This window comes from Sporosarcina contaminans (assembly GCF_042679045.1).
Lineage (GTDB): Bacteria > Bacillota > Bacilli > Bacillales_A > Planococcaceae > Sporosarcina > Sporosarcina contaminans.
Genome location: NZ_JBHTLT010000013.1, coordinates 83,389 through 106,676 on the forward strand (window position 1 = coordinate 83,389; position 23,288 = coordinate 106,676).

Here is a 23,288-nt window from a genome sequence, read left to right on the forward strand (position 1 = left end):
ACGTATGCAATTTGCAATAATTGGAGATATCCATTCATCGATCGAAGACTTACAACGAGTATTATCTCATATTCAAAAAACCGCTCCACAAGCAACGATTATAGGAACTGGCGACTTATTTGAATGTACGATTAGTAAACGGTTTATTAATGATCGTACATACAGCCAACTGTCAGAAGTAATGATTCTTCCTGAAGGATTTGAAGAGCTGCTGACATTTCCTTCAGTAATAGGGAATCAAGAAGAGCGGATTTTGTATATAACAGATTCTGATGAGGAACTTCGGTCTTTTTTGCAAGCATTGCCGGAACGGCTTAATGCAGGTCGAGCGGAAGTTGTCCATGGGCATCAATGGAAATGGGGCGGCGAACCGTGGTCTCTTTTGGAGGCTGAGCCGTCAAAATCATTGACTTTTTATGGTCATAGCCATCAATCAGGTTTGATGCGAGATGGACAAACGGAAGCAAAAATTGAATTTGGAAAACCCTATCTTATTGATAGCCGAACGACGTTAGTCAATGTCGGCGCAGTGGTTGACGATCAGGAATGGGTTTTGTTTGATGATGACGTAGCTACAGTTACGTTTATGAAAGCGAATTAGTATGTACTTTTGAATTTAGGATACAATAAGCATTCAAGCATTTGCCAACAGCCAATAAGGCTGATGGCAGATGCTTTTATTGTTTGGATTGAATGCGAATTGCCTCACGCGCAAGTGCATCAGCAGCCTTATTTTCTGTATCTGGAATCCACTTGATGAAAAAGTAATCAAATGATTTCGCGATGGAAAGTATTTTATTCAAATAGGTTCGATGAAGTTCATTTTTCACATATTCATTTTCCACCGCAGATACGACTGCTTTCGAATCGGAACGGGCTGAAACAATGCCATTAGTCAGTTTGGCGGCTTCTTCCATACCTCGGCATAGTGCGATAAATTCTGCCGTATGGTTATTTGTCGGCTCAATCGGTTCGGAGATTTTCGCTTGATGTCCTTCGCCTTTTATAAAAATGCCGATTCCGCTTTTGCCGGGATTACCGGCGCTTGCGCCGTCTACGTATAATTCAAGCAAATTTTCTCATCCTCTCAATAGTTGCATATTGTTACCCTTCATAATAAAATAAAGAAACGGTTCGTTAGGAGGTTCATATGGATAAATTAACCGTCATGAATGAAATTAATGATGTTTTGGATACGTATTGTGAAGGTTGCTTTATTAAAAAGCAACATATTAAAGAATTTGGCAAAACAGGCGCCCACCAATTTTGTATTGCAACATGTACAATTGGGGAGCAACTACGTTTTTTAGGTAATGAAATGAATAAAATGACAAAATAATATCCCGCCATTTGAAGCACTGGCGGGATTTTGAATTGGATTCAGTGAATGAATCTATGCTAAACCATCTGTAGCAGTAAATTAGATCGACGGATCAAAGGAAATCTGAATTCCGCCGATTGAATGTAAAGCCTCTATAGTAGAGAACTTTTCGGAAACGATCGAAAAATTCCGACGCAATTGCGTTGAGGCACGATTGATAGTTGAACGTCAATTTTCTGATATGGTTAAGACATTCGCCGCTTGAGGGCCCCGATTACCTTCGATGATTTCAAAGGTGACAGATTGTCCTTCGTCTAGCGTTTTGAAGCCATCTGCAACAATGCCGGTATAGTGGACAAATACATCTTCTCCATTATCTGTTTCGATAAAACCATACCCTTTTTCATTACTGAACCATTTTACTTTACCTTGGTACATGATTTTATCCTCCCTCGGCGTTTCGATGTCTTCCCCATTATTAACATGGATGCATATACTATACATGAATCGACAGAAAACGTCAATGACATGCCTAAATTTTCTGTCGACTGAAAGGATGTACATATAATGAAAGAGACGATTCAACAATGCGAGCATATCGTCAAAACGATTTACAACAACTTTGATGCCAGCCATGACTTTGATCATATTGACAGAGTGATGAAAAATGCTGAAAAAATAATGAAAACGGTTGAGGAAGTCGATGAAGATATTGTTCGTTTATCTGTATTGCTCCATGACATTGACGATCCGAAATATCAATCGGAAAGCAATATGTCTGCAATGGAAATTTTAAAAAAGATCGATTTGGACGATCACCTGGCAGCAGATGTGATGAAAACGATTGAAAGTGTGTCATTTAGCGGGGGCAATGAAAAGGAGATCGTTTCAATCGAAGGGGCAATTGTTCGAGATGCCGATCGGTTGGATGCGATTGGGGCGATTGGCATTGCAAGAACTTTTGCATATGGAGGAGCGAAAGGGAGAAAATTATATGATGCGGAGGAAGTTGCCCGATCTTCCATGAGCGAGGCAGAATATCGGTCGAAGAAGACCGCGTCAGTTACACATTTTCATGAGAAGCTTTTACTTTTAAAAGATCTAATGGTGACAGACGAAGGGAAACGATTAGCTAAAGAACGCCATAACTTCATGGTCAGTTTTTTGCAACAGTTGGAAAATGAGATAATGTAAGTGACCAACATGACGGCAAATTAAATGCAGGTATCCTCATTCAAGTAGGATACCTGCATTTTTTAACGCTTGCTCTGCATCAGCAATTTGTTTTTCATTATCTGATAAAACTGTATGCATATGAATGCCACCTTCTGCAAGCTTGGATAAATAGACGGCATTTGCTATATCAATCCGTCGAATGAAATCTTTCACTTCCTGACGATTGGAAACCATAATGGACGCGCTTAAATCACCGTACACGGGGTGCTCGATTCTTACGTCTTTTACAGTCAATCCATGGTCAACCATAATATTTAGCTCATCCTCTGTTTTCTCGGATGCATGCTTGCAGACGAATGTTTTTTCAATCTTGTTAGGCCCATTTTGTTCGCTCAAGTATAAATAGCCTTGACTCGTAGCGATAATCGGTTCTTCTTTCGCTTTTAATAGTGTTATATCGCCGACGATAACTTGTCGACTTACATTCGTCAATTCGCCAAGTTCTTTGCCCGTCATTGGTACCCCTAAAGATTTTAACTTATCAAGTATCCATTTCCGGCGTTCTTCTGCCGGAAGTCTGTCATTTCCACTCAATTTCATCCCTCCGTTCCTCTTATTTTACCATATTTGCCTTTGCAGTTGAGTATGTTCCATCATTGATATAAGTGTATAATAAATATGGATTGAATTGCAGGGGGAGAGCATATATGCAGATTGAAAAAATAATTGTGCGCAGAATGAAAATGCGAATGAAAACTCCTTTTACGACAAGCTTTGGCACAATGATCGATAAACATTTTTTATTATTAGAAGCAATCGATGAATTAGGAAATAGAGGATGGGGTGAATCCGTCGCATTTGACGCACCGTGGTATACAGAAGAAACCGTTGACACGAACTTTCATATAATAAAAGATTTTTTGGTACCTATACTATTTAATTGCCATATTGAGCATCCGGATGATGTGAGCGAGCGGTTTTCGCCAATTCGAAGAAATAATATGGCGAAAGCTGCAGTTGAAGGTGCGATTTGGGACGCCTATGCAAAGCGCAATCGCATGACTTTGGCAGAAGCTTTGGGCGGCAAGCGAAAACGTATCGAAGTTGGTATAAGCATAGGCATTCAAGGGAGCTTGTCCGATTTAATCAGCATCGTCCAAAAATATATAGATGAAGGATACAAACGGATAAAAGTGAAAATTAAACCGGATGCAGATATTGAAGTGTTGAAGCAATTGCGCAAAGCATTTCCAGATGTTCCCCTTATGGCAGATGCTAACTCCTCTTATTCGCTTGCTGATGCGGAGAAGCTGAAACAGCTGGATTCTCTCGACCTATTAATGATTGAACAACCATTGGCACATGACGATATTATCGATCATGCAAAATTGCAAAAAATGATTCAAACGCCAATCTGCTTAGATGAAAGCATCACATCATTGGAAGATGCAAGAAAAGCGATTGAAATAGGAAGTGCAGGCGTCATCAATATTAAAATAGGCAGAGTAGGTGGACTGACGGAAGCGAAAAAGATCCATGATATTTGCTTTGAACATGGCATTCCAGTCTGGTGCGGCGGCATGCTTGAAGCAGGAGTCGGGCGTGCGCATAATATTGCGTTGACGACGCTTCCGAATTTCATTCTTCCTGGAGATACTGCTGGATCTTCCCGTTATTGGGATCAAGATATTATTCAACCGGAAGTAGTAGTGGAAGATGGTTATATATCAGTGCCAACTGCATTTGGCATTGGCTACGAACCGAATATTGAAATGGTCGAGAAATTTACGACAGGCATTTGGCAGTTTAACCGAAATGATTTTATAAGCTGAGGCATCATTTGGAACTTTTCCGTAGACATTTCCGTCCAATGGATTGAAGAAGAACGATTTTTACCGTAAAATGAAGGTATGTTTTAAGAGAGGGAGTTTTTTGTGAAAAAAATATTCGGTGCCGTAATGGCGGGTTCGCTTGCGCTTTTACTATCTGCTTGTAATTCGAGTGAGGCACAGGACAAGCTAACGGCTGAAAAATTAATGGCAAAATCCAATGAAGCGACAGAGACCTCGCTAAAATCGGTTCATGCCCATATCAATTTTGATGATTATGCAGTAACCGTTTATAACGGTGATATTGAAAATCCCGAAAAAGCAGGCGTCGTTTACGACTTGCAAGTTGACGCATACTTGGATCCTGAAAAAGTGAAACATACTGCTACGGTTGCTCCACGAGGCATAAAAAAGTATGAAGAAAACCTTTATAATATAAGCGGCAAGAATATCGTTAAAAAAGCGGACGATGCGGAGTGGCAACAAGTCGGTACGATTGAAGAACAATACGGGAGCTTTGTTAACGCTGTCTATCCTACGCTTGATTTATCCAAATTTGAACCATTTAAAGATGATTTCATATTGGAACCGATCGAATATGGTTATGCACTGAAACTGACTTTAGACCGAAATGGATTCAAAGAGTTTAAAAAAGTCTTTCCAGATGCAGGGCCAGTAAACGATGGTTTTAGGATTGTCGATAAAATGGAGCTTGTCATTACATTTAATAAAAGCACTTCATACGTAACGAGCTTCAAAATGTCATCAGATGTCCGCCATTTCGCTGACGGGAATTCATACCGCTCCCGACAAAAAATGAATGCGACATACAGTTATTTTAATGACATTAAGGATTTTGCAATTCCGAAAGAAGTGCAGGAAATTGCTTCGAAATGAATCAATCAAAAAAAACAGCATCTTTCCTTATGGAGGTGCTGTTTTTCAACTTTATAAGTTATCACTACCTTGCGTAATCAAAAAAGGGATTCAATATGAGGCGATAATTAGGAATGAAAATCCAAGAAGGAAAATCGATTCATTCCTACATATGATCTACAAGCCACAAGACCCCAATCAAACGGGTTCTGTAGGCGGGTGAAAATCACAAGTAACTATGGAACTAATAAATAATTTAGCACATAACTGAACAATAGTTCCCTTCATTTTGTCTTTCCCAATTCATTTACCTTTTGTAACTCATCCCAAAAACGATTAAATGTTGTTTATTCTACGGGTTTCAAGGATTTGCTCGATATGATGTAAAACATGTTGAGTATCATGCCGAAGAGCATCTCGTACGGTAGCCTTTCCGTGCTCATGTACAAGTACCCTGTCCAGTGAATCATTTAAAATGATACATAAATATGCGATATATTCCCTCATCATCGTGAAAAGCTTTAATTCTGATTCAATGGAACGGTTTTTATAGTCCATCTTGAAGTTCCAACTATCTCCATTAAACTCATTAAAAAAATAGGTTTTACCTGTATCCGCTAAGGCGTATCGGTTAATCTGAACATAATTCATATCACAGTCTACGATGTGATGTACAATTTCCCTTATTGACCATGTACCTGGTGCTCTTGTCTGATTCAAGTCAGACTCATTTAAGCCTGCAATTGCTTGCATAAGTTCGCTCGGTGCACTTTTGTATGATTCAATTAGCTTTTGGTCTTCTGGTGTTTTTAAATACATTTGATCTCCCTCCTGAAATTGGTACAATATCAAGCTCTATTCTGTATGGCTACTACAAAAATCCCTCTATTAATATGAAGTTGGTTTTGTCACTTCAATTGGAGCTCAATTAATTTCTGAACCAACATTATAGACTGTTTTTTCATGTTAGAATAAAAGATGTTTTTTAATTTGAGGGAAAATTCAACAATATATGAATTACATCATACCAAAATCTATATTTGGCAATCAAGCCATTGAAATAATGGAATTACATAATATAGGTAAATATTCGTCGCTTATTAGGGATTCGCATGGAGATTCTGCGAGCGTAGGTAGGGTTATAGTATTTAAAAATCAAAATTTTTTGGACGAATAATTTTGCATTGGGATATGCCCTTTGGATATCGATTTTTTCATTATTTGAAGTGGTTTTTTCCTTACATATTAGACAGGAAGCTGCATAATCGAAGGAAGACATTGGGACCTCAATTCACCCAACCTACACAAGGCATACATGTCATCCATATATTGTTTCGCTTTCTCGGCATCTCCTAAAATAACTGTAAAAAAGCTTTTTCCGCCCACTGTGTAAAGGTGTGAAAGTCAATCCCACGGGTAACCATATCCGACAACACATTTTTCGATGCATTAAAAAGCTTATAAGCCCTATAGCTGCTAATAGCCCGGTAGCGAAATTTTGACAATAGAAAGCCCGTCTCCAAGAGAATTATTGAACTATTCCTGTTGACGGGCTACGCCTTCTGCACCTTTGCCAGCATTGTCCATGGATCTACGCAAGCGCTTTAAGTCAATTGGACAACTACATTTTTGTAATAACTCCATCACAATTGCAAACCATACTTATAAATAGAGGAGGGAGAATAAAATGAAGCGAGCAGTACTTATTTTAAGCACATTTCTTTTCGTTTATTTGGAGAATTCTTATGCTCAGGAAAGTTTAGAAGACCTTTATTTGAAAGGTGGAGAGTTTACAGAAGTAAATAAAGCTATAAAAGAAGCTGAAAAACACTTTGGAAGAGATATAAATTTGCCTGTACGGCTTCCTGCGACAGCTTATACTCATTCTTTTGGTTCTTTCAGAAAGGATGGAATATCTCAACTAACGCTCAAATACCTTAATGAAAATACAGGGCATACTCATTATTCTATCAGAGTTACAGAAAAATATGATAGACCTAACGTTAAGTCTCCACAAGAAACTGTATCATTGAAGAATGGAGAGAAAGCACTTTATCTTGATAGAGATAATGCAGATGCATTAATGTTCGAGTTAGATTCGTTTGAATATATTTTAATACTTGATAAAAATAGTTTTGGTTCAAATTCAAAAGAAACCCTTGTTCAAATCGCAAATTCGATAAGATGATTAACTTACATTGAACAAAATTGGTTTTGCATATAAAGTTATATTTATCGAAAAGACACTTTGGATGTACTTGAATATCTGAAAAATCGCCTGTCCATTGTGGATGAGGACGCTTGCTACATACTCAAGAAAAGCTGTAAGTTATAGGGTGAGGAGAATTCAAGTGCTCGGATAACTTCCTTAGCTCTCTTATATTTCTGGATTCATCACTAATTGTATAAAGAGTGATTCATAAAGATTTTCCAAGAAATTTTACAACAGCTTTACAACGACAGTATTTTTGCACAAAAAAAATCACCCTCCCAAAAAGGAAGGTGATCATATATAAACGTTGGTATTATAAGCTTTAGAAAAGCCGCCTTTGCCGTATTGTAATCATAGAAAGTTTTAAACCACCACTCCTCAAAGTGGGTGTTCGCAGAAACGTTCCTGTCCGTCCCGATTGATGTGAATCGGGCATACCATTCCAGTTCCTATATAAAACTCCCTTTTACAGCTTAAAGGTTAAAACTTAATGTGAATACGTACAATGCAGCTTATGTCATTATAATACATGACTCCGGTTGTCATTTCAATGAAAATGATTTCCAAATGAAGTTGATTTCATATGACCTTTTAAGTAATTAAAAAATAAGCATTGGATTTCCACAGATCACTAAATATTTTGAACCGATAAAGCAATAGAGAGCAAACTTTCATACGAAAACATTTTCCGCAAGCTGTTTTCAATTTCACAATAAGGGAAAGGATCATAGTAAGCGAAGTTGGAAAGCGGTGAAACGATGAATCGGATTTTTCTATTGATGTTGGTGATTGGTCTGCCCTTAATTTTAATCGGTCAGACATTCCAATGTTTTTATTATGTGCTGTGGCAATTATTGCACTTTCCAGTTTTATCGGAAGGGCGACTGAAAGTATTGCAATCGTCAGCGGACCAAGAGTTGGCGGATTATTAAATGCTACGTTTGGGAATGCAGTTGAGCTGATCATTTCCTTTTTCACATTGAAAGCGGGCTTGATTGGCATAGTTTTGGCATCCTTAACAGGTTCTGTTTTAGGGAACTTACTATTAGTTTTAGGTTTTTCATTTTTCTTGGGCGGCATTAAATATAAAAGACAAAACTTTAGCATTCATGATGCAAGGTATAATTCAGGCTTACTCATCTTTGCGGTTATTGTTGCATTCGTCATCCCGGAAATATTTTCAATGTCCATGGATGAAAAGCAGACGATTACACTTAGTATCGGGGTTTCCATTTTATTAATAGCGCTCTATTTAGCTGGGTTGTTTTTTAAGTTGGTGACGCACCGAGGTGTTTTTTCATCAAATGATCAGGAAAAAGAATCGGAAGAAAAGGAACAAGCTGAATGGTCGAGAGGGAAAGCGATTGTCATTTTGCTACTATCGACTGTTGCAGTAGCGTTTGTTTCAGAACGATTGGTTCACACATTCGAAACGTTGGGTGATCAATTTGGTTGGTCGGAGCTGTTTATCGGGGTGATCGTTGTTGCGATCGTCGGCAATGCTGCGGAGCATTTTTCAGCAATTACGATGGCGATGAAAAATCGGATGGATGTCGCTGTTGAGATTTCGGTAGGATCGACATTGCAAGTCGCGATGTTTGTCGCGCCCATTTTAGTCTTGGCTTCATTGTTTATGCCGCAATCGATGCCGCTTGTTTTTACGATACCTGAGTTGGTTGCGATGGTGACAGCTACATTCTTAGTCATCAATTTATGCAACGATGGTGAATCGAATTGGTTTGAAGGGCTTACGTTATTAGCCGCTTATTTAATTATTGGAATAGGGTTCTTCCTTTTATAGATTTCAATTGTCAAGATTGGTTGAAAATGGTCAATGCGTGGTATAGTGGATAGGAAGGAGTGTTGCGCATATGTTTGTACATATTGGTGTTTTCTTAATGGCCATTGCATTTGCCATTTTTGCGATCTATTTATCAAAGTTACTAAAAAATATGGCGCAAAATATTGAATTGATTGGCAAAACGACTGGCCGGATGGAGAGTAAATTTGACCACACATTATATGAGTTAGAGCAAATGCTTATTGAATCTAATGGAACGGCAAAAGATGTTGAGCTAAAGTTAGATGCATTAAATAGTGTTTTCCAAACAACTGAAGAACTTGGCCAAGCTGCACAAAAAGCATCCGGTGCTATTGTGAAAATGACTTCCGACTATAATGAAGATAGTCGATTGGCTGGAACGAGGCCTTTTATTCGAATTATTCAAGCTTCAGAATTTGCGATAAGTCTCTATCAATCATGGAAGCGCGGAAGAACTGTAGGAAAAGAGGGATGAGGCTATGAGTTTAACTGGAATCGGCGTATTGCTAATCGGAATCGCATTTATTATTTTATCCATTTATATTGCAAAAGTGTTAAACAATACTGCTGGCATTTTAAAAGGGGTCAGCGAAACAATTGAAAAATTGCCTGATCAGATTGATGATGTGTTACTTGAGACAGAGAATTTAATAAAGAATTCGAACGAAACACTCTCTGATGTGAATGAAAAAATTAGTACACTAACACCTTTCTTTCATATTGCGGGGGATGTAGGAGAGTCAACTCGAAAGATTGCCTCTTCCATCAATGATTTATCATCTACTTTAAAAAATAAAACAGTAGCCGTAGATCCCGAAACAAAATCGAAACGATTGGGCGGCATTTATGGAACGGTCGCTTTAGGATATTATGCAGCTAATAAAAGGAAAGAGCTTAAGGAAAGCGGGAAAATTGTACGTCCTGCAAAATTATATGCAACCGGGAAGCAGCGTGCTTTTGATATTGAACGAATGAAGGCCGAAGCAAAACAGTCTGCAAGAGAAGGCAAGTATTTGATAAAAGATAAGGAATGATAAAATGCCTGCAAAATGTAATTATTCATTTTGCAGGCATTTTTTGGTCGATCAATGGTTTTAAGTGCATCTATACAATTTACTTTGTTTTTAAAAAAAGACGATCAACGACTCTATAATAATCGCAGATCGTCTTGTTTTATTTCTTCGTTTTGGCCTTCAAATCATTCCTTCGTTCATTGATGAAGTATAGGAAAGAAAGGATACCGAACAGTCCTTCATATTTTTCACGTTTTGTAAAATCGGATGCTTCTGTTGAAGCCGTTTGCAATAAATTAGCTTTTTCAAGTGCGGACTTTGTTATCTTCCGGGTTGCTTCGCCTGTATCGCCGATGACATGGAAGAAGGGAGTTAACTCATGAACTTGCTCATTTACATTTTTTAATGTTGAATTACTCGTTTGCATAATTTCTGTCGTTTGTTTTGTTATTTCCGTTAGTGTATTTGGTAATTCATCGGTCGTTTTTTTTATGCCTTCCAATACACCAGCAAGTTTATTGATCGGTTTTATTAATACTCCTACTAAAATGGCAAATGCGATGCCAATAATTATGACTCCAATCCCAAGCCAATCCATATTCGTTCACCTCTTTACTTTTTGATTTTTGAAGGTGGTGGGAGCTGAGCTTGTGTTTCAGCAACAATATCATGCTTCTGTTTTTCTCTCTTAAATTTGAAATAAATGCTTGTTGCGGTTTCGGTTAGTGCATTCAACTTCTCCATTAAATCCTTTGTTTTTGGATCAGGTTTTGCAATGTTGTTGGCAATTCCTTCAAACGATTTATGTAAATGGTGAGCGGATGCATGAATATTATTTGCCGATTGTGAAATACCTTCCAATGAATTGATTTTGTTTTCTACATTGTCCGCAATCCGATTTGTCTTGTCCATCAACTGCTCCGATTGATCAGTGATGTTTGATAGTTTGGATTCCATCCGTTTAACCGTAGTTGAGATTTCGTTCATCGCTACTTTCGCGCTCTTCATCGTCATAACAAAATAAATGGCAATAAGCGCAATGGAAATTGCTGCGATAGCGGCACTCACATATAGAAGGATTTCCATTTCGTCCACTCCAATCTGCTTGCATTTTCATTTATCTATTTTGTACCACTATTAGCCGTCCTATAAACCGGCAATCAGTCTCCATTTTATATCCTTCCATATTGCCTTACTTTAGTCAAAACATAAATACTCTGCATTAAATGGAATAAAAAAGAAGAGCTACAATCATAAAGAACATAATTGGTAAACCTGATATGAAGAAAAAATTAGGCTTCACAGAAACTGCTTCAGAAGGAGGTCGCATATTAACGATCTCTTTTTTGACATTGTCTGCTGAAAGAACCTTTTTCATACTGTTCGTGAAAAAATCGAAAAATCCAGAACGCACTATTAAAATGGCCCCGCCAATGAATAAATAGAATACTCCGAAGTAAAATGAGTAATTAATATATTCTAATAGAGTGAGATTTTTTGTGATAAGAAAAATAAGTGCAACAATTAATAATTGATTTATAATAATGTTATAGATCAGTTTTTTCATAATTTTCCCCTCCTTGCCTTTTAGTTTTTAACAGATGAATTATGTAATGACAATAATAGTTGAATTTATTAGTTAGCGCAATCATCTATTGATTAATCAATGTTCTTATGTGAAACTGACTGTTTTTACGATACCTTGAAAACTTTTATTATTATGTGATTAACGAAAAAAACTAAAAAAATAGTTTGACTTCATATGTTTTGAATGTATAATAAAAAGTGATAATTCTTCAGACAATTCAAAAGGAGGTCTATGATTTGAAGAAAAGAAATTTGCTGTTGCTTTTGGCAATGTCATTAGTGCTCAGCGTATTCCTTGCCGCTTGTGGAAACAAAGAGAAAGAAGAAGGCACGGAAAAACCTGCTGATAAAGGTGACGACCAAGCAACTGAACAAAGTAAAGAAGAAGAATCCGGCGAACCGGATGCAGAACAAGTACTTAACTTGATCGAAAGTGCAGCGATTCCTTCAGTTGACTCCGCAATCGTGGAAGATGCAGTTGGTTTCAACGTACTTAACAACGTAAATGAAGGTTTGTACCGCCTAAATCTTGACAACGTTGCTGAACCGGCAATGGCGGCAGAAGAAGCGGAAGTAAGTGAAGATGGTTTAACTTACACTTTCAAACTACGTGACGCAAAATGGTCTGATGGATCAGAAGTTACAGCACATGATTTCGTATTTGCATGGCAACGTGCAATTGATCCAGCTACTGGTTCACCATATGGTCCGTTCATGATGTCTGGAGTTATCAAAAATGCAACTGCGATCAGTGAAGAGAAAATGGACAAGTCGGAATTAGGCGTTGTTGCTGAAGACGACAAAACATTAGTCGTAACACTGGAACGTCCTGTTCCATACTTCTTATCGCTTATGTCTTTCGGAACATTCTATCCACAAAAGGAAGAATTCGTAACTGAAAAAGGCGATGCGTACGCTACAAACTCGGATAACCTGTTATATAACGGGCCATTCATCCTAACTGAGTGGGACGGCACAGGCGATAGCTGGGTTTACAAGAAAAACGAACATTATTGGGATGCAGAAAACGTTAAACTTGACACAATCAACGTAGACGTTGTTAAAGACTCTGCAACAGCTGTAAAACTTTACAATGACGGCAAGAAAGACCGTGCCGGAGTATCAGGCGACTTGGCTCTTCAATATGCTTCACATGAAGAAGCAGTACATCAGCCTGAAACATCTGTTTTCTATTTCAAGTTTAACCAAGAAAGAAATGGAGAAAAAACTCCACTTGCAAACGTTAACATCCGTAAGGCAATTGCAAAGGCTTTCGAAAAAAATGACTTAGCTGAAGTAGTTCTTGCAAACGGTTCCGAGCCTGCGAACTTCCTTGTACCAAAAGATTTCGCATACGATGAAAACGGAACTGACTTCCGTGAAATTAGCGGGGAGCACTTAGTATACGACGCTGAAGAAGCGAAAGAATACTGGCAAAAAGGTTTAGAAGAGTTAGGTGTAACTGAATTGGAGCTTGAAATCCTTGGCGGGGACACTGAATTATCTAAAAAAATGGACGAATATTTCAAATCACAACTTGAAGGAAATCTTGAAGGTTTGACAATCAAGTTGAAAGAAGTTCCATTCGCTGTACGTTTAGAGCTTGATGGAAATCAAGACTACGACATCCAAGTTTCCGGTTGGGGCCCTGACTTCCAAGACCCTATTTCATTCATGGATCTTTTCGTGACTGACGGAACGAACAACTTAATGTCATATTCAAACCCTGAATATGATGCCTTGATCGAATCAACTAAAAATGAGCTTGCTTTAGATCCTGCAGCTCGTTACGAAGCATTCGCAAAAGCTGAAAAAATCCTATTGGAAGAAGATGCTGCAATCGCACCTATCTACCAACGCGGGTTGATCCAGCTTCACAAGCCTTATTTCAAAGGTCTTGCTGTTCACCCATTCGGAGCTGACTACAGCTATAAATGGGCATACATCTCAGGTAAAGAGTAAGTTACCTATTAGTTAAATAGATAGAGAGTATATGGATATACAAAGCCCATATACTCTCTTTTTAGTAAAAGGGAATTAAGCGAAAGTTTGTAAGTGTTTACATTTTGAAAAGAAATTGATAATTATCAATTTGACATAAATCAAACGATCGTATTTTGGAGGTGCAATGTGGTTAAGTATATTGGAAAACGGCTCGCCTATATGTTCCTAACGATGTTCTTAATTGCGACTGCAACGTTTTTCTTAATGCAGACGCTGCCAGGTTCACCGATCGCTTCTTATAACAAACTGAACGAAACTCAACGAGCGATCGTCGAAAAGAAATATGGCATTGACAAACCGAAACCGGTTCAATACGCCATTTATATGAAAAACTTAGCAAAAGGGGATTTGGGAACTTCCTTTGTTTTCAAAGGGAAGAGCGTGAATGACCTATTAGCATCAAGGGTGAAACCTTCTTTCATATTAGGTGCACAGGCGATGGTGTTTGGAACGATTGTAGGAATTCTGTTAGGTATGCTCGCCGCCTTAAGGCAAAATACAATATGGGATTATGGAAGTACATTTATAGCAATATTAGGTGTTTCGATACCGTCCTTTGTGTTTGCGTCATTATTGCAATATTGGGTCGCTTCTCAATGGCACTTATTGCCTGTAGGTCTTTGGGATGATGGATGGAAATCAAGTATACTTCCTTCGTTAGCCTTAGCAATGGGACCACTTGCTTTATCTGCCCGTTTTATCCGTACAGAAATGATTGAAGTATTAAGTTCTGATTATATAACGCTGGCAAAGGCAAAAGGTGCAAGCGGTTTTGAAATAGCATTCAAACATGCTTTTCGTAATGCGCTAATTCCTCTTATTACAGTATTAGGGCCGCAAGCAGCCGGTATTGTTACTGGTTCCCTTGTTGTAGAACAGATCTTTGCAATTCCGGGAATTGGAGAGCAGTTCGTATCCTCTATTATGACGAATGACTTTGCTACGATTATGGGTACGACACTATTCTTTTCTGCATTGTTGATTCTGATCATCTTCATTGTAGACCTATTATACGGAATTATTGATCCGCGAATTCGTTTGTCTGGAGGTAAAGGCTAATGCGAAAAGAAGAACTTCAACAATTGCCGCCGGAAAAATTCGAGCGCATTACAGTCGATAGTAGCAATGCCGAACGCATTTCCAAGCCGAGTTTAAGCTTTTGGCAAGATGCTTGGCTCAGACTTCGAAAAAACAAAGCGGCTATAATCAGTATGGTTGTATTGGTCCTTATGATTATTATGGCTTTGGTAGGTCCACATTTAAATGGTCATGACGGTGATGAGCAAATTTTGCGTCACGCGAACTTGCCTCCAAAAATCCCTGGGCTTGAAAAGTTAGGGATATTTGATGGAACAGGTAAATTAGGTGGAGAAACAGTCAACTTATATGAAGTGAAAAAAGTAGATGAATATTACTGGTTCGGTACTGACGGACTTGGTCGCGACCTGTTTACCCGCCTTTGGGAAGGAACGCAAATTTCCTTATTAATTGCATTTGTAGCTGCGGCGATTGACGTGGTTATCGGAGTCCTATATGGAGGCATATCAGGATATTTTGGTGGACGTGTAGACGATGTTATGCAACGTATTGTCGAAATTTTAATTGGAATTCCAACACTGATTATTGTCATCTTGATGCTTTTAATTATGGAACCGGGGTTAACCGCCATCATCATCGCGATTTCCTTGACCGGTTGGATCGGCATGTCACGTATCGTGCGTGCTCAAATACTGAAATATAGAGGTCAGGAATTCGTATTAGCTTCGCGTACGTTAGGTGCAAGTGACAAGAGGATTATCGGTAAGCATTTATTGCCGAATATTATGGGAATTATCATCATTAATACGATGTTCACGATTCCGAGCGCGATATTCTTTGAAGCATTCTTAAGCTTCATCGGATTAGGTCTTCAACCACCTGCTGCTTCATTAGGTACGTTGATTAATGATGGTTATAAAGTTATGGAACACCAACCGTATTTCTTAATGTTCCCAGCTTTAGTAATTAGTATTTTGATGATTGCATTCAACTTAATCGGTGACGGACTGCGCGACGCGTTTGATCCAAAGATGAAAGATTGATAGGGGGAAAGCGACATGGAAAAAATATTGCAAGTGAATGACTTAGAGCTTTCCTTCCATACATTTGCCGGTGAAGTGAAAGCAATCCGAGGTGTGAATTTTGATTTAATTAGAGGGGAGACGCTCGCTATCGTTGGTGAATCCGGATCCGGAAAATCGGTTACGACAAAAGCGATTATGCGCCTCCTTCCTGAATCAAGCTCAGAATTTAAGAACGGACAGATTTTATTTAATGGAAAAGATTTAACAAAATTAACGGATCGTGAAATGCAAAAAATTCGTGGGAAAGACATTTCGATGATTTTCCAAGATCCGATGACTTCGTTGAATCCAACGATGACAATTGGTAAGCAAATTATTGAGCCGATTTTAAAACACCAAAAAGTAAGTAAAGCGAAGGCAAAGGAAGTTGCTATTGATTTATTGCGAATGGTTGGCATACCGAACCCGGAAAAACGATTTAAAATGTATCCTCACCAATTTTCTGGCGGTCAGCGTCAACGTATCGTTATTGCAATTGCACTTGCATGTAATCCAAAAATCCTAATTGCCGATGAGCCGACAACCGCTTTGGACGTTACAATTCAAGCTCAAATTCTTGAATTGATGAAGGATATTCAAAATAAAGTAGATACGTCCATTATTTTTATCACGCATGATTTGGGAGTAGTGGCGAATGTTGCCGATCGTGTTGCAGTTATGTATGGCGGTAAAATTGTAGAGGTAGGAACAGTAGATGAAATTTTCTACAATCCTCAGCATCCATATACTTGGGGACTATTAAGCTCAATGCCTTCTATGGATTTGGAAGAAGAGAAGCTATATGCAATCCCTGGTACTCCTCCAGATCTATTGAATCCTCCAAAAGGGGATGCATTCGCATTGCGTAGTGAGTATGCACTTCAAATTGATTTAGAAGAATCACCACCAATGTTCAAAGTGAGCGATACACATTATGCAGCCACTTGGCTTCTTCATCCGAACGCACCGCAAGTAGAGCCGCCATTAGCGATCATTGAACGGATGAAAACATTTCCAGGAAGCAAATATTATGAAAAAGCGACAGGGGGTGAGGCGTGATGGCTGAAAAATTATTAGAAGTTAAAAATTTGAAGCAATACTTCAATGAAGGAAAGCCTTCAGAAGTTCGAGCGATCGATGATATTAGTTTTGACATTTATCGAGGGGAAACATTTGGTTTAGTTGGTGAATCCGGTTGTGGTAAATCGACTACAGGACGTACGATCATCCGCCTGTATGATGCGACAGACGGCGAAGTTTTATATGATGGCGTTAGTGTCCACGGTAAAAAGTCTTCTCAAGAAATGAAATCTCTGAATCAGCGGATGCAAATGATTTTCCAAGATCCATATGCATCATTGAACCCTCGTATGAAAGTGTTAGATATTATTGCGGAAGGGTTAGATATACACGGTCTTGCCAAAACACAGCAAGAGCGCAAGGAAAAAGTTGTTGATCTCCTTGAAACAGTTGGTTTAAACCCAGAGCATGCAGATCGGTATCCGCATGAATTCTCTGGTGGTCAGCGCCAACGTATTGGTATTGCACGAGCGTTAGCGGTCAATCCTGAATTTATCATTGCAGATGAGCCGATTTCAGCGTTGGATGTATCCATTCAAGCGCAAGTTGTCAACTTATTGAAAGAACTGCAAAAAGAAAAAGGGCTAACATATTTATTCATCGCACATGACTTGTCGATGGTAAAATATATTTCTGATCGGATCGGCGTTATGTATTTTGGGAAGCTTGTTGAATTGGCGCCCGCGGAGGATTTATATAAGAACCCGCTACACCCGTATACAAAATCTCTTTTATCGGCAATCCCTCTTCCGGACCCGAGATATGAAAGATCTCGTGTACGGAAACCGTATAATCCAGCAGACCATAATTACGCAGCTGACGAAAAATTATCATTCCGGGAAGTGACACCAGGTCATTTTGTCCTCTGTTCCGATAAAGAATTTGCAGAAATGAAAAATTCAATACAATAATGAAAACCGCCTTTTGACATCTATTTAGATGTGTAAGGCGGTTTTATTATGCCCTGTATTACGGATGTTTCTTCGTTCGAATTTTAGTGTTAAGTAGTAAGACGATGGGGATGTGTATATACATTAAATGAATTCCCTCGTATAAATCCTACAGTCGTAATGCCTAACTGTTCCGCTAATTTTAGCGCTAATTCAGTAGGGGCTGATTTGGACAGTACGATTTCGCAGCCAATTTTTGAAACCTTTAACAAGATTTCCGATGAAATTCTTCCGCTAAACACAATGATTTTATCGGAAACAGCAATTGAATGCTTTAAGCAATGTCCGTAAATTTTATCGAGCGCATTATGTCTTCCGATATCCGTTCGAGACAAAATAATTTGTTCAGGGGTACAGAGAGCTGCATTATGGACTCCACCAGTTTCTTGAAACATTTTTGCGGACTCATCCAATTGCTTCATAAGCGAAAAGCATTGGTCTGGATTTAGTTTGACATTGATCTCTGTCATCGTTTTTGCAGTTAACGCATCATGAGCAAAAACGAATCCTTGCCTGCTCATGCCGCAGCATGAAGCAATATATCTTTTGTTCAACATTTTTTCATAGTACGGGAAATATTGATCTGTTGAAATATGAATAACTCCTAAGTCCTCTTGCAGTGAAATTTCTTTGATCGACTCATATTTAGGGATGACACCTTCCGAAGCTAAAAAGCCGATGACCATTTCTTCAATGTGCTCCGGAGTGCATACAATCGTCATAAATTCCTTGCCGTTAATACGGATTGTAATGGGGTGCTCATCTGCTACGACATCTATTTGTTCAACCATTTTCCCATGCTTATATTTATAAATCGTTCGGTTATGAATAGGGTACATTCATCGATTCGCCCTCTTTCATCATTTTCAATATTTCATAAAAACATTGAGTAATCAGTATGTATCTACTATACTACGAATAAGGATGTAATAGATGAACAGATTTTTATCAATCCTATCAAATTGTAAATAATACAATGATGGCAATGTAGAAAAACATGTAGCCGGACGACTTCAAAATGCAATTCTACTTGCCGAATGGCAGTTTTTTATTGTGTTTTTTGAATAGAAGGGGAGGGATTGCATGACCATCCGTATTAATGGCGCAACTTATCCTTTCATTGAAGGGATGACGATTTTGCAAGTGATGAATGATCAACAGGTTGAACATCCTCAAATTTGTTATTTGCCGGAAGTCGATCCGATTGAGACGTGTGACACATGCATTGTAGAAGTGAATGGGAAACTGATGCGTGCCTGCTCGACGAAAGCGGAAAATGGCATGCAAGTTCATACGGCATCTTTCCGTGCTAAGGAAGCGCAAACGGAAGCGATGGATCGGATTTTGGAAAATCATCTGCTCTATTGTACAGTGTGTGATAATAATAACGGGAACTGTAAAATACATAACACAGTTGACATGATGGGGATTGAAGAGCAGAAATATCCTTATGAGCCGAAGTGTTCAAAAGATGCTGTTGATTTGACGAATCCATTTTACCGCTATGACCCAAATCAATGCATCGCTTGCGGCCAATGTGTTGAGGTTTGTCAAAACTTGCAAGTAAATGAAACGTTAAGCATTGATTGGGAAAGGGATCGGCCAATTGTTTTATGGGATGGTGGTGCGAAAATCAATGACTCGTCTTGTGTAAGTTGCGGTCATTGTGTAACCGTATGTCCTTGTAATGCGCTTATGGAAAAATCGATGTTAGGCGAAGCGGGTTTCATGACGAATATGAAAGATGAAATTTTGTCACCCATGATCGATTTGGTTAAGGAAGTAGAACCAGGCTATAGCGGCATAATGGCAATTTCGGATGCAGAGGCGGCAATGCGAGATACAAGAACGAAGAAAACGAAAACCGTCTGCACATTTTGCGGTGTAGGATGTTCTTTTGAAGTATGGACAAAAGATCGGAAAATTCTTAAAATCCAGCCTGTATCAGAGGCTCCTGTCAATGCAATATCGACTTGTGTAAAAGGGAAATTCGGCTGGGATTTTGTAAATAGCGATCAACGATTGACAACGCCACTCATTCGGAAAGGGGATGCTTTTGAAGAGGCGACATGGGAAGAAGCGTTGGACCTTGTAGCAAATAATTTAGGCAAGCTGCATAAGAAGCATGGTAAAGATAGTGTTGGTTTTATTTCTTCATCAAAGATTACAAATGAAGAAAATTATTTAATGCAGAAATTGTCTAGGCAAGTGTTTGAAACGAACAATGTCGATAATTGTTCCCGCTACTGCCAATCGCCAGCGACGGATGGATTGTTTAGGACGGTCGGCATGGGCGGAGATGCGGGAACGATTAAAGATATTGCACAAGCTGGCCTCGTAATAATTGTCGGCGCGAATCCTGCAGAAGGTCACCCTGTTCTTGCGACTCGAGTAAAGCGAGCTCATAAGCTACATGGTCAAAAATTAGTCGTTGCAGATTTGAGAAAGCATGAGATGGCAGAGCGAGCAGATATTTTTATTAGTCCGAAGCAAGGTACCGACCAAGTTTGGTTAATGGCGGTTACAAAATATTTAATTGATTCCGGTTGGCATGATGAATCGTTTATTCGCGAAAACGTTCTTCATTTTGAAGAATTCAAAGAAGTATTGAAAACGTATACACTTAGTTTTGCAGAACATATAACAGGCATCCCGAAAGAACAGCTTATTAATGTTGCTGAAATGATTCGAGACGCTGATGGAACATGCATTCTTTGGGGGATGGGCGTCACTCAAAATACGGGTGGATCGGACACTTCAGCCGCTATTTCCAACTTATTATTAGCAACAGGAAATTATCGGAGACCAGGTGCAGGAGCATATCCTCTACGCGGCCATAATAATGTCCAAGGGGCATGCGATATGGGTACGCTGCCTGGTTGGCTGCCGGGCTATCAGCATGTGACGGATGATGCAGCAAGGGGAAAATTTGAGCGGGCATACGGTGTGACAATTGACGGTAAGCCTGGTATGGATAATATTCAAATGTTGCAAGCGGTTGATGAAGGAACGATGAAAGGAATGTATATCGTCGGGGAAGATATGGCGTTAGTCGATTCTAATTCGAATCACGTTCACGATCTGTTAAGCAAGTTAGATTTTTTGGTCGTTCAAGACATCTTTTTTTCAAGGACAGCTCGCTATGCGGACGTCATTTTGCCTGCTGTTCCTTCATTGGAGAAAGAGGGAACGTTTACGAATACAGAGCGGAGAGTGCAAAGGCTCTTTCAGGCACTTCCCGAATTAGGTGAAGCAAAAGCAGATTGGTGGATTATTCAGGAAATCGCTCGACGATTGGGAGCTGATTGGAATTATGCACACCCAAGTGAAATTTTTGCGGAAATGGCAAGCCTTTCTCCATTGTTTAGCAAAGCTGATTATAAGCAATTGGAAGGCTACGGTAGCTTCTTCTGGGGAAGTTTGACAGGTAAAAGTACACCATTGCTCTATGAAAATGGATTCAACTTCCCGGATGGCAAAGCGAGATTTGCTTTATCTGACTGGGTTGAGCCAGTAGCGTATCCCAAGGAATACGATTTGCATATTAACAATGGCCGATTGTTAGAGCATTTTCATGAAGGAAACCTAACAAATAAATCAGACGGCATACAAAAGAAAGTTCCCGAAATTTTTGTCGAAGTATCACCAGAGCTTGCGAAAGAACGCGGAGTAATTAGCGGGTCGATTGTGCGTCTCGTCTCTCCTCATGGCGCATTGCGACTTCCAGTATTAGTGACCGATCGAGTAAAAGGCAATGAATTATTTTTACCGATGAATTCAGTAAAGAAGGAATCAGCTATTAATTTTCTTACTGGAACAGCGGTTGATCAGCGTACAAATACACCTGCTTTCAAGCAAACAAAAGTGCGCATGGAAGTACTTCGGAAGGATGGGGAAAACCCATTGCCAGCTTCCAACCCACGCAACAAAAAGCGCTATCCGCAAAATGGCGTTGAAGTAGAACGGAAATGGGCAAGGGAAGACTATGTAAGCCTGACTGATACAGTGGAGAAAGGGTGATCTGATGGCTTCGCCAATTACGTCTATTCATCGAAAAAAATTATCGGAAACTGAACTACAGCAAAAGAAAATTGAAGAATTACAATCATTAATTGCCGAACAGCAAGATTCATTGCAAAAAATGATCGAGATTGCTTCCGAGCTAAATGATGCAGGCGTTTTAGATGCAGTGACGGCAATGATAAAAGCGAGAGAAAAGCTTGCGAAAATTGCTGTCACACAAGCATCTCGAGAGCCAGTGACAAATTTGATGAACCATTTGTTGAATGCGGTGGCAACTTTATCATCGATCGATCCAGCTGCGACAGAAAAATTAACTAAAGCAATGAAAAATGGGATTGAGGAAGCAGAATTGTATCGTGGCAATGATGACCGTGTTAGCATTCTCCAAGTAATGACTGCACTTAATGATCCAGAAGTAAATCAAGCGGTGAAATACGGAATGGATTTTTTGAAAGGAATGGGAAAAGAGCTAAATAGGAATTAAAGACTATGGAACTTTATCCCTAATCACTTTGATAGCAATGGTATTTTATGGAATATCCTTCATCCGTTTGAGTTAAAAATAGAACTATGGGAAACTATCTGCCTCGCATCCCGTATGTTACATAGGAAATAAATTTCCTATGTACATAATGAGAGGATGAAAGTGAAATGCAGGAAATAATGGAACAAGTTGAGCGGGAGCCTGAAAAAATGAATATATGGCTGTCGATTTGGTATCAACCAAGAAAAACGGTTCGCTACGCAATCGAGCATAAAAACTTGGGGTTGGCGATGATATTAGTTTCGATTGCAGGAATCATTCAGTTGTTGGATCAATCATCAGCCAAAAGCTTAGGTGAAAGTTTACCTGTAGTTGCCATAATTGTTATGTCCATCATCGGTGGGCCAATTATCGGATTAATTGGTTGGCTCATTGGATCCGGGCTGAATTATTTAGTCGGACGAATGTTTGGCGGGAAAGGAACCTACGCAGAACTCCGAATGGCCTTTGGAATTTCAAGCATTATTTTAGTGTGGGGTGGGCTTGTATGGATTCCTGATTTGATTATTTTAGGGAAAGATGTATTTACAGATCAATTTTATTTTTCTTCTTTGCAGTATGCATGGTTATTTCTTTCCTTACTATTAAATGTAGCGATTGGAGTTTGGGCGTTTATCGCAAATGTTTTTGCTGTCGCGGAGGCTCATCGTTTTTCAGCGTGGAAGGGATTGTTAACAGTTCTTATTCCCGTGATCATTATAATGACAATAACTTTAATTGTTGTATTTAGTGTAATGCTTATTTAAAAT

24 protein-coding genes, 1 other RNA gene and 1 pseudogene are annotated in these 23,288 nt (G+C 39.1%); 17 read left to right on the forward strand and 9 right to left on the reverse strand.

Annotated elements, in window-relative coordinates:
• Window positions 1–4 precede the first annotated feature (4 nt).
• Window positions 5–601: a metallophosphoesterase family protein gene (locus ACFQ38_RS02155; RefSeq protein ID WP_336822672.1), complete on the forward strand. Its 597-nt coding sequence runs from the start codon at window positions 5–7 to the stop codon at window positions 599–601.
• Between the two features lie 76 nt (window positions 602–677).
• Here the strand turns inward: ACFQ38_RS02155 and ACFQ38_RS02160 are convergent, their stop codons facing one another.
• Complete coding sequence (locus ACFQ38_RS02160; protein WP_336822673.1) at window positions 678–1,073, reverse strand: ribonuclease HI family protein; 396 nt, start codon at window positions 1,071–1,073, stop codon at window positions 678–680.
• A 77-nt stretch (window positions 1,074–1,150) separates the two neighbouring features.
• On the opposite strand from ACFQ38_RS02160, the gene ACFQ38_RS02165 reads away from it, so the two are divergent.
• Complete coding sequence (locus tag ACFQ38_RS02165; protein ID WP_336822674.1) at window positions 1,151–1,339, forward strand: zinc-finger domain-containing protein; 189 nt, start codon at window positions 1,151–1,153, stop codon at window positions 1,337–1,339.
• 210 nt (window positions 1,340–1,549) lie between these two features.
• Here ACFQ38_RS02165 and ACFQ38_RS02170 read toward each other — a convergent pair whose 3' ends face one another.
• On the reverse strand, window positions 1,550–1,759 hold the full coding sequence (locus tag ACFQ38_RS02170; protein WP_336822675.1) for a cold-shock protein: 210 nt from the start codon (window positions 1,757–1,759) through the stop codon (window positions 1,550–1,552).
• Between the two features lie 129 nt (window positions 1,760–1,888).
• On the opposite strand from ACFQ38_RS02170, the gene ACFQ38_RS02175 reads away from it, so the two are divergent.
• The gene (locus ACFQ38_RS02175) at window positions 1,889–2,515 is read left to right on the forward strand and encodes an HD domain-containing protein (RefSeq protein WP_381479668.1); all 627 of its coding nucleotides are present in this window, start codon (window positions 1,889–1,891) and stop codon (window positions 2,513–2,515) included.
• A gap of 36 nt (window positions 2,516–2,551) precedes the next feature.
• Here the strand turns inward: ACFQ38_RS02175 and ACFQ38_RS02180 are convergent, their stop codons facing one another.
• The gene (locus ACFQ38_RS02180) at window positions 2,552–3,091 is read right to left on the reverse strand and encodes a transcription repressor NadR (protein WP_336822683.1); all 540 of its coding nucleotides are present in this window, start codon (window positions 3,089–3,091) and stop codon (window positions 2,552–2,554) included.
• A 113-nt stretch (window positions 3,092–3,204) separates the two neighbouring features.
• On the opposite strand from ACFQ38_RS02180, the gene menC reads away from it, so the two are divergent.
• Both menC and ACFQ38_RS02190 read left to right on the forward strand, forming a co-directional pair.
• Window positions 3,205–4,329: an o-succinylbenzoate synthase gene (gene menC, locus ACFQ38_RS02185; protein ID WP_381479669.1), complete on the forward strand. Its 1,125-nt coding sequence runs from the start codon at window positions 3,205–3,207 to the stop codon at window positions 4,327–4,329.
• A gap of 102 nt (window positions 4,330–4,431) precedes the next feature.
• Window positions 4,432–5,223 carry a DUF6612 family protein gene (locus ACFQ38_RS02190; RefSeq protein WP_381479670.1) on the forward strand — a complete coding sequence of 264 codons (792 nt, stop codon included), beginning with the start codon at window positions 4,432–4,434 and terminating at the stop codon, window positions 5,221–5,223.
• 315 nt (window positions 5,224–5,538) lie between these two features.
• Here the strand turns inward: ACFQ38_RS02190 and ACFQ38_RS02195 are convergent, their stop codons facing one another.
• Window positions 5,539–6,021: a DinB family protein gene (locus ACFQ38_RS02195; protein ID WP_381479671.1), complete on the reverse strand. Its 483-nt coding sequence runs from the start codon at window positions 6,019–6,021 to the stop codon at window positions 5,539–5,541.
• 868 nt (window positions 6,022–6,889) lie between these two features.
• Here ACFQ38_RS02195 and ACFQ38_RS02200 point away from each other — a divergent pair.
• Window positions 6,890–7,390, forward strand: coding sequence for a hypothetical protein (locus tag ACFQ38_RS02200; protein WP_336824817.1), 501 nt, complete (start codon window positions 6,890–6,892; stop codon window positions 7,388–7,390).
• A 348-nt stretch (window positions 7,391–7,738) separates the two neighbouring features.
• Here ACFQ38_RS02200 and ssrS read toward each other — a convergent pair.
• Window positions 7,739–7,931, reverse strand: a non-coding RNA gene (gene ssrS / locus ACFQ38_RS02205) — 6S RNA.
• Between the two features lie 241 nt (window positions 7,932–8,172).
• On the opposite strand from ssrS, the pseudogene cax reads away from it, so the two are divergent.
• The 3 genes and pseudogenes from cax (at window position 8,173) to ACFQ38_RS02220 (ending at window position 10,270) form a co-directional block, all read left to right on the forward strand.
• Window positions 8,173–9,215: pseudogene (gene cax / locus ACFQ38_RS02210) on the forward strand (calcium/proton exchanger).
• Between the two features lie 70 nt (window positions 9,216–9,285).
• Complete coding sequence (locus tag ACFQ38_RS02215; protein WP_381479672.1) at window positions 9,286–9,711, forward strand: DUF948 domain-containing protein; 426 nt, start codon at window positions 9,286–9,288, stop codon at window positions 9,709–9,711.
• Window positions 9,712–9,715: 4 nt separating this feature from the next.
• Window positions 9,716–10,270: a DUF948 domain-containing protein gene (locus tag ACFQ38_RS02220; RefSeq protein ID WP_336824820.1), complete on the forward strand. Its 555-nt coding sequence runs from the start codon at window positions 9,716–9,718 to the stop codon at window positions 10,268–10,270.
• 139 nt (window positions 10,271–10,409) lie between these two features.
• On the opposite strand, the gene ACFQ38_RS02225 is transcribed toward ACFQ38_RS02220, so the two are convergent.
• The 3 genes from ACFQ38_RS02225 to ACFQ38_RS02235 all read right to left on the reverse strand — a co-directional run bounded on the left by ACFQ38_RS02225 (window position 10,410) and on the right by ACFQ38_RS02235 (window position 11,816).
• Window positions 10,410–10,847 (reverse strand): DUF948 domain-containing protein, encoded by a 438-nt coding sequence (locus ACFQ38_RS02225; RefSeq protein WP_336824821.1) that lies wholly within the window; start codon window positions 10,845–10,847, stop codon window positions 10,410–10,412.
• A 14-nt stretch (window positions 10,848–10,861) separates the two neighbouring features.
• Entirely contained in the window at window positions 10,862–11,335 is a 474-nt protein-coding gene (locus ACFQ38_RS02230; protein ID WP_336824822.1) for a DUF948 domain-containing protein, read from the reverse strand.
• Window positions 11,336–11,471: 136 nt separating this feature from the next.
• Entirely contained in the window at window positions 11,472–11,816 is a 345-nt protein-coding gene (locus ACFQ38_RS02235) for a DUF3899 domain-containing protein (RefSeq protein ID WP_336824823.1), read from the reverse strand.
• A gap of 257 nt (window positions 11,817–12,073) precedes the next feature.
• On the opposite strand from ACFQ38_RS02235, the gene ACFQ38_RS02240 reads away from it, so the two are divergent.
• From ACFQ38_RS02240 to ACFQ38_RS02260, 5 genes are all read left to right on the forward strand, one after another.
• Window positions 12,074–13,798, forward strand: coding sequence for a peptide ABC transporter substrate-binding protein (locus tag ACFQ38_RS02240; RefSeq protein WP_336824824.1), 1,725 nt, complete (start codon window positions 12,074–12,076; stop codon window positions 13,796–13,798).
• Window positions 13,799–13,966: 168 nt separating this feature from the next.
• Window positions 13,967–14,899: an oligopeptide ABC transporter permease gene (opp3b, locus tag ACFQ38_RS02245; RefSeq protein ID WP_381479673.1), complete on the forward strand. Its 933-nt coding sequence runs from the start codon at window positions 13,967–13,969 to the stop codon at window positions 14,897–14,899.
• Window positions 14,899–15,921, forward strand: coding sequence for an oligopeptide ABC transporter permease (gene opp3C, locus ACFQ38_RS02250; RefSeq protein ID WP_336824826.1), 1,023 nt, complete (start codon window positions 14,899–14,901; stop codon window positions 15,919–15,921). Before opp3b ends, opp3C begins: the two co-directional genes overlap by 1 nt.
• A gap of 15 nt (window positions 15,922–15,936) precedes the next feature.
• Window positions 15,937–17,001, forward strand: a complete 1,065-nt coding sequence (locus ACFQ38_RS02255; protein ID WP_336824827.1) for an ABC transporter ATP-binding protein — start codon at window positions 15,937–15,939, stop codon at window positions 16,999–17,001.
• Window positions 17,001–17,933 (forward strand): ABC transporter ATP-binding protein, encoded by a 933-nt coding sequence (locus ACFQ38_RS02260; protein WP_336824828.1) that lies wholly within the window; start codon window positions 17,001–17,003, stop codon window positions 17,931–17,933. The genes ACFQ38_RS02255 and ACFQ38_RS02260 overlap by 1 nt, the downstream gene beginning before the upstream one ends.
• Before the next feature lie 89 nt (window positions 17,934–18,022).
• Here the strand turns inward: ACFQ38_RS02260 and fdhD are convergent, their stop codons facing one another.
• A complete protein-coding gene (gene fdhD, locus ACFQ38_RS02265) occupies window positions 18,023–18,811 on the reverse strand; it encodes a formate dehydrogenase accessory sulfurtransferase FdhD (protein WP_336824829.1) in 789 nt (262 codons plus the stop codon).
• Between the two features lie 244 nt (window positions 18,812–19,055).
• On the opposite strand from fdhD, the gene fdhF reads away from it, so the two are divergent.
• The 3 genes from fdhF (at window position 19,056) to ACFQ38_RS02280 (ending at window position 23,285) form a co-directional block, all read left to right on the forward strand.
• Window positions 19,056–21,992: a formate dehydrogenase subunit alpha gene (gene fdhF, locus ACFQ38_RS02270; RefSeq protein WP_381479674.1), complete on the forward strand. Its 2,937-nt coding sequence runs from the start codon at window positions 19,056–19,058 to the stop codon at window positions 21,990–21,992.
• A gap of 4 nt (window positions 21,993–21,996) precedes the next feature.
• Window positions 21,997–22,479, forward strand: a complete 483-nt coding sequence (locus tag ACFQ38_RS02275; RefSeq protein ID WP_336824831.1) for a DUF1641 domain-containing protein — start codon at window positions 21,997–21,999, stop codon at window positions 22,477–22,479.
• Window positions 22,480–22,646: 167 nt separating this feature from the next.
• A complete protein-coding gene (locus ACFQ38_RS02280) occupies window positions 22,647–23,285 on the forward strand; it encodes a YIP1 family protein (protein ID WP_381479675.1) in 639 nt (212 codons plus the stop codon).
• Window positions 23,286–23,288 lie beyond the last annotated feature (3 nt).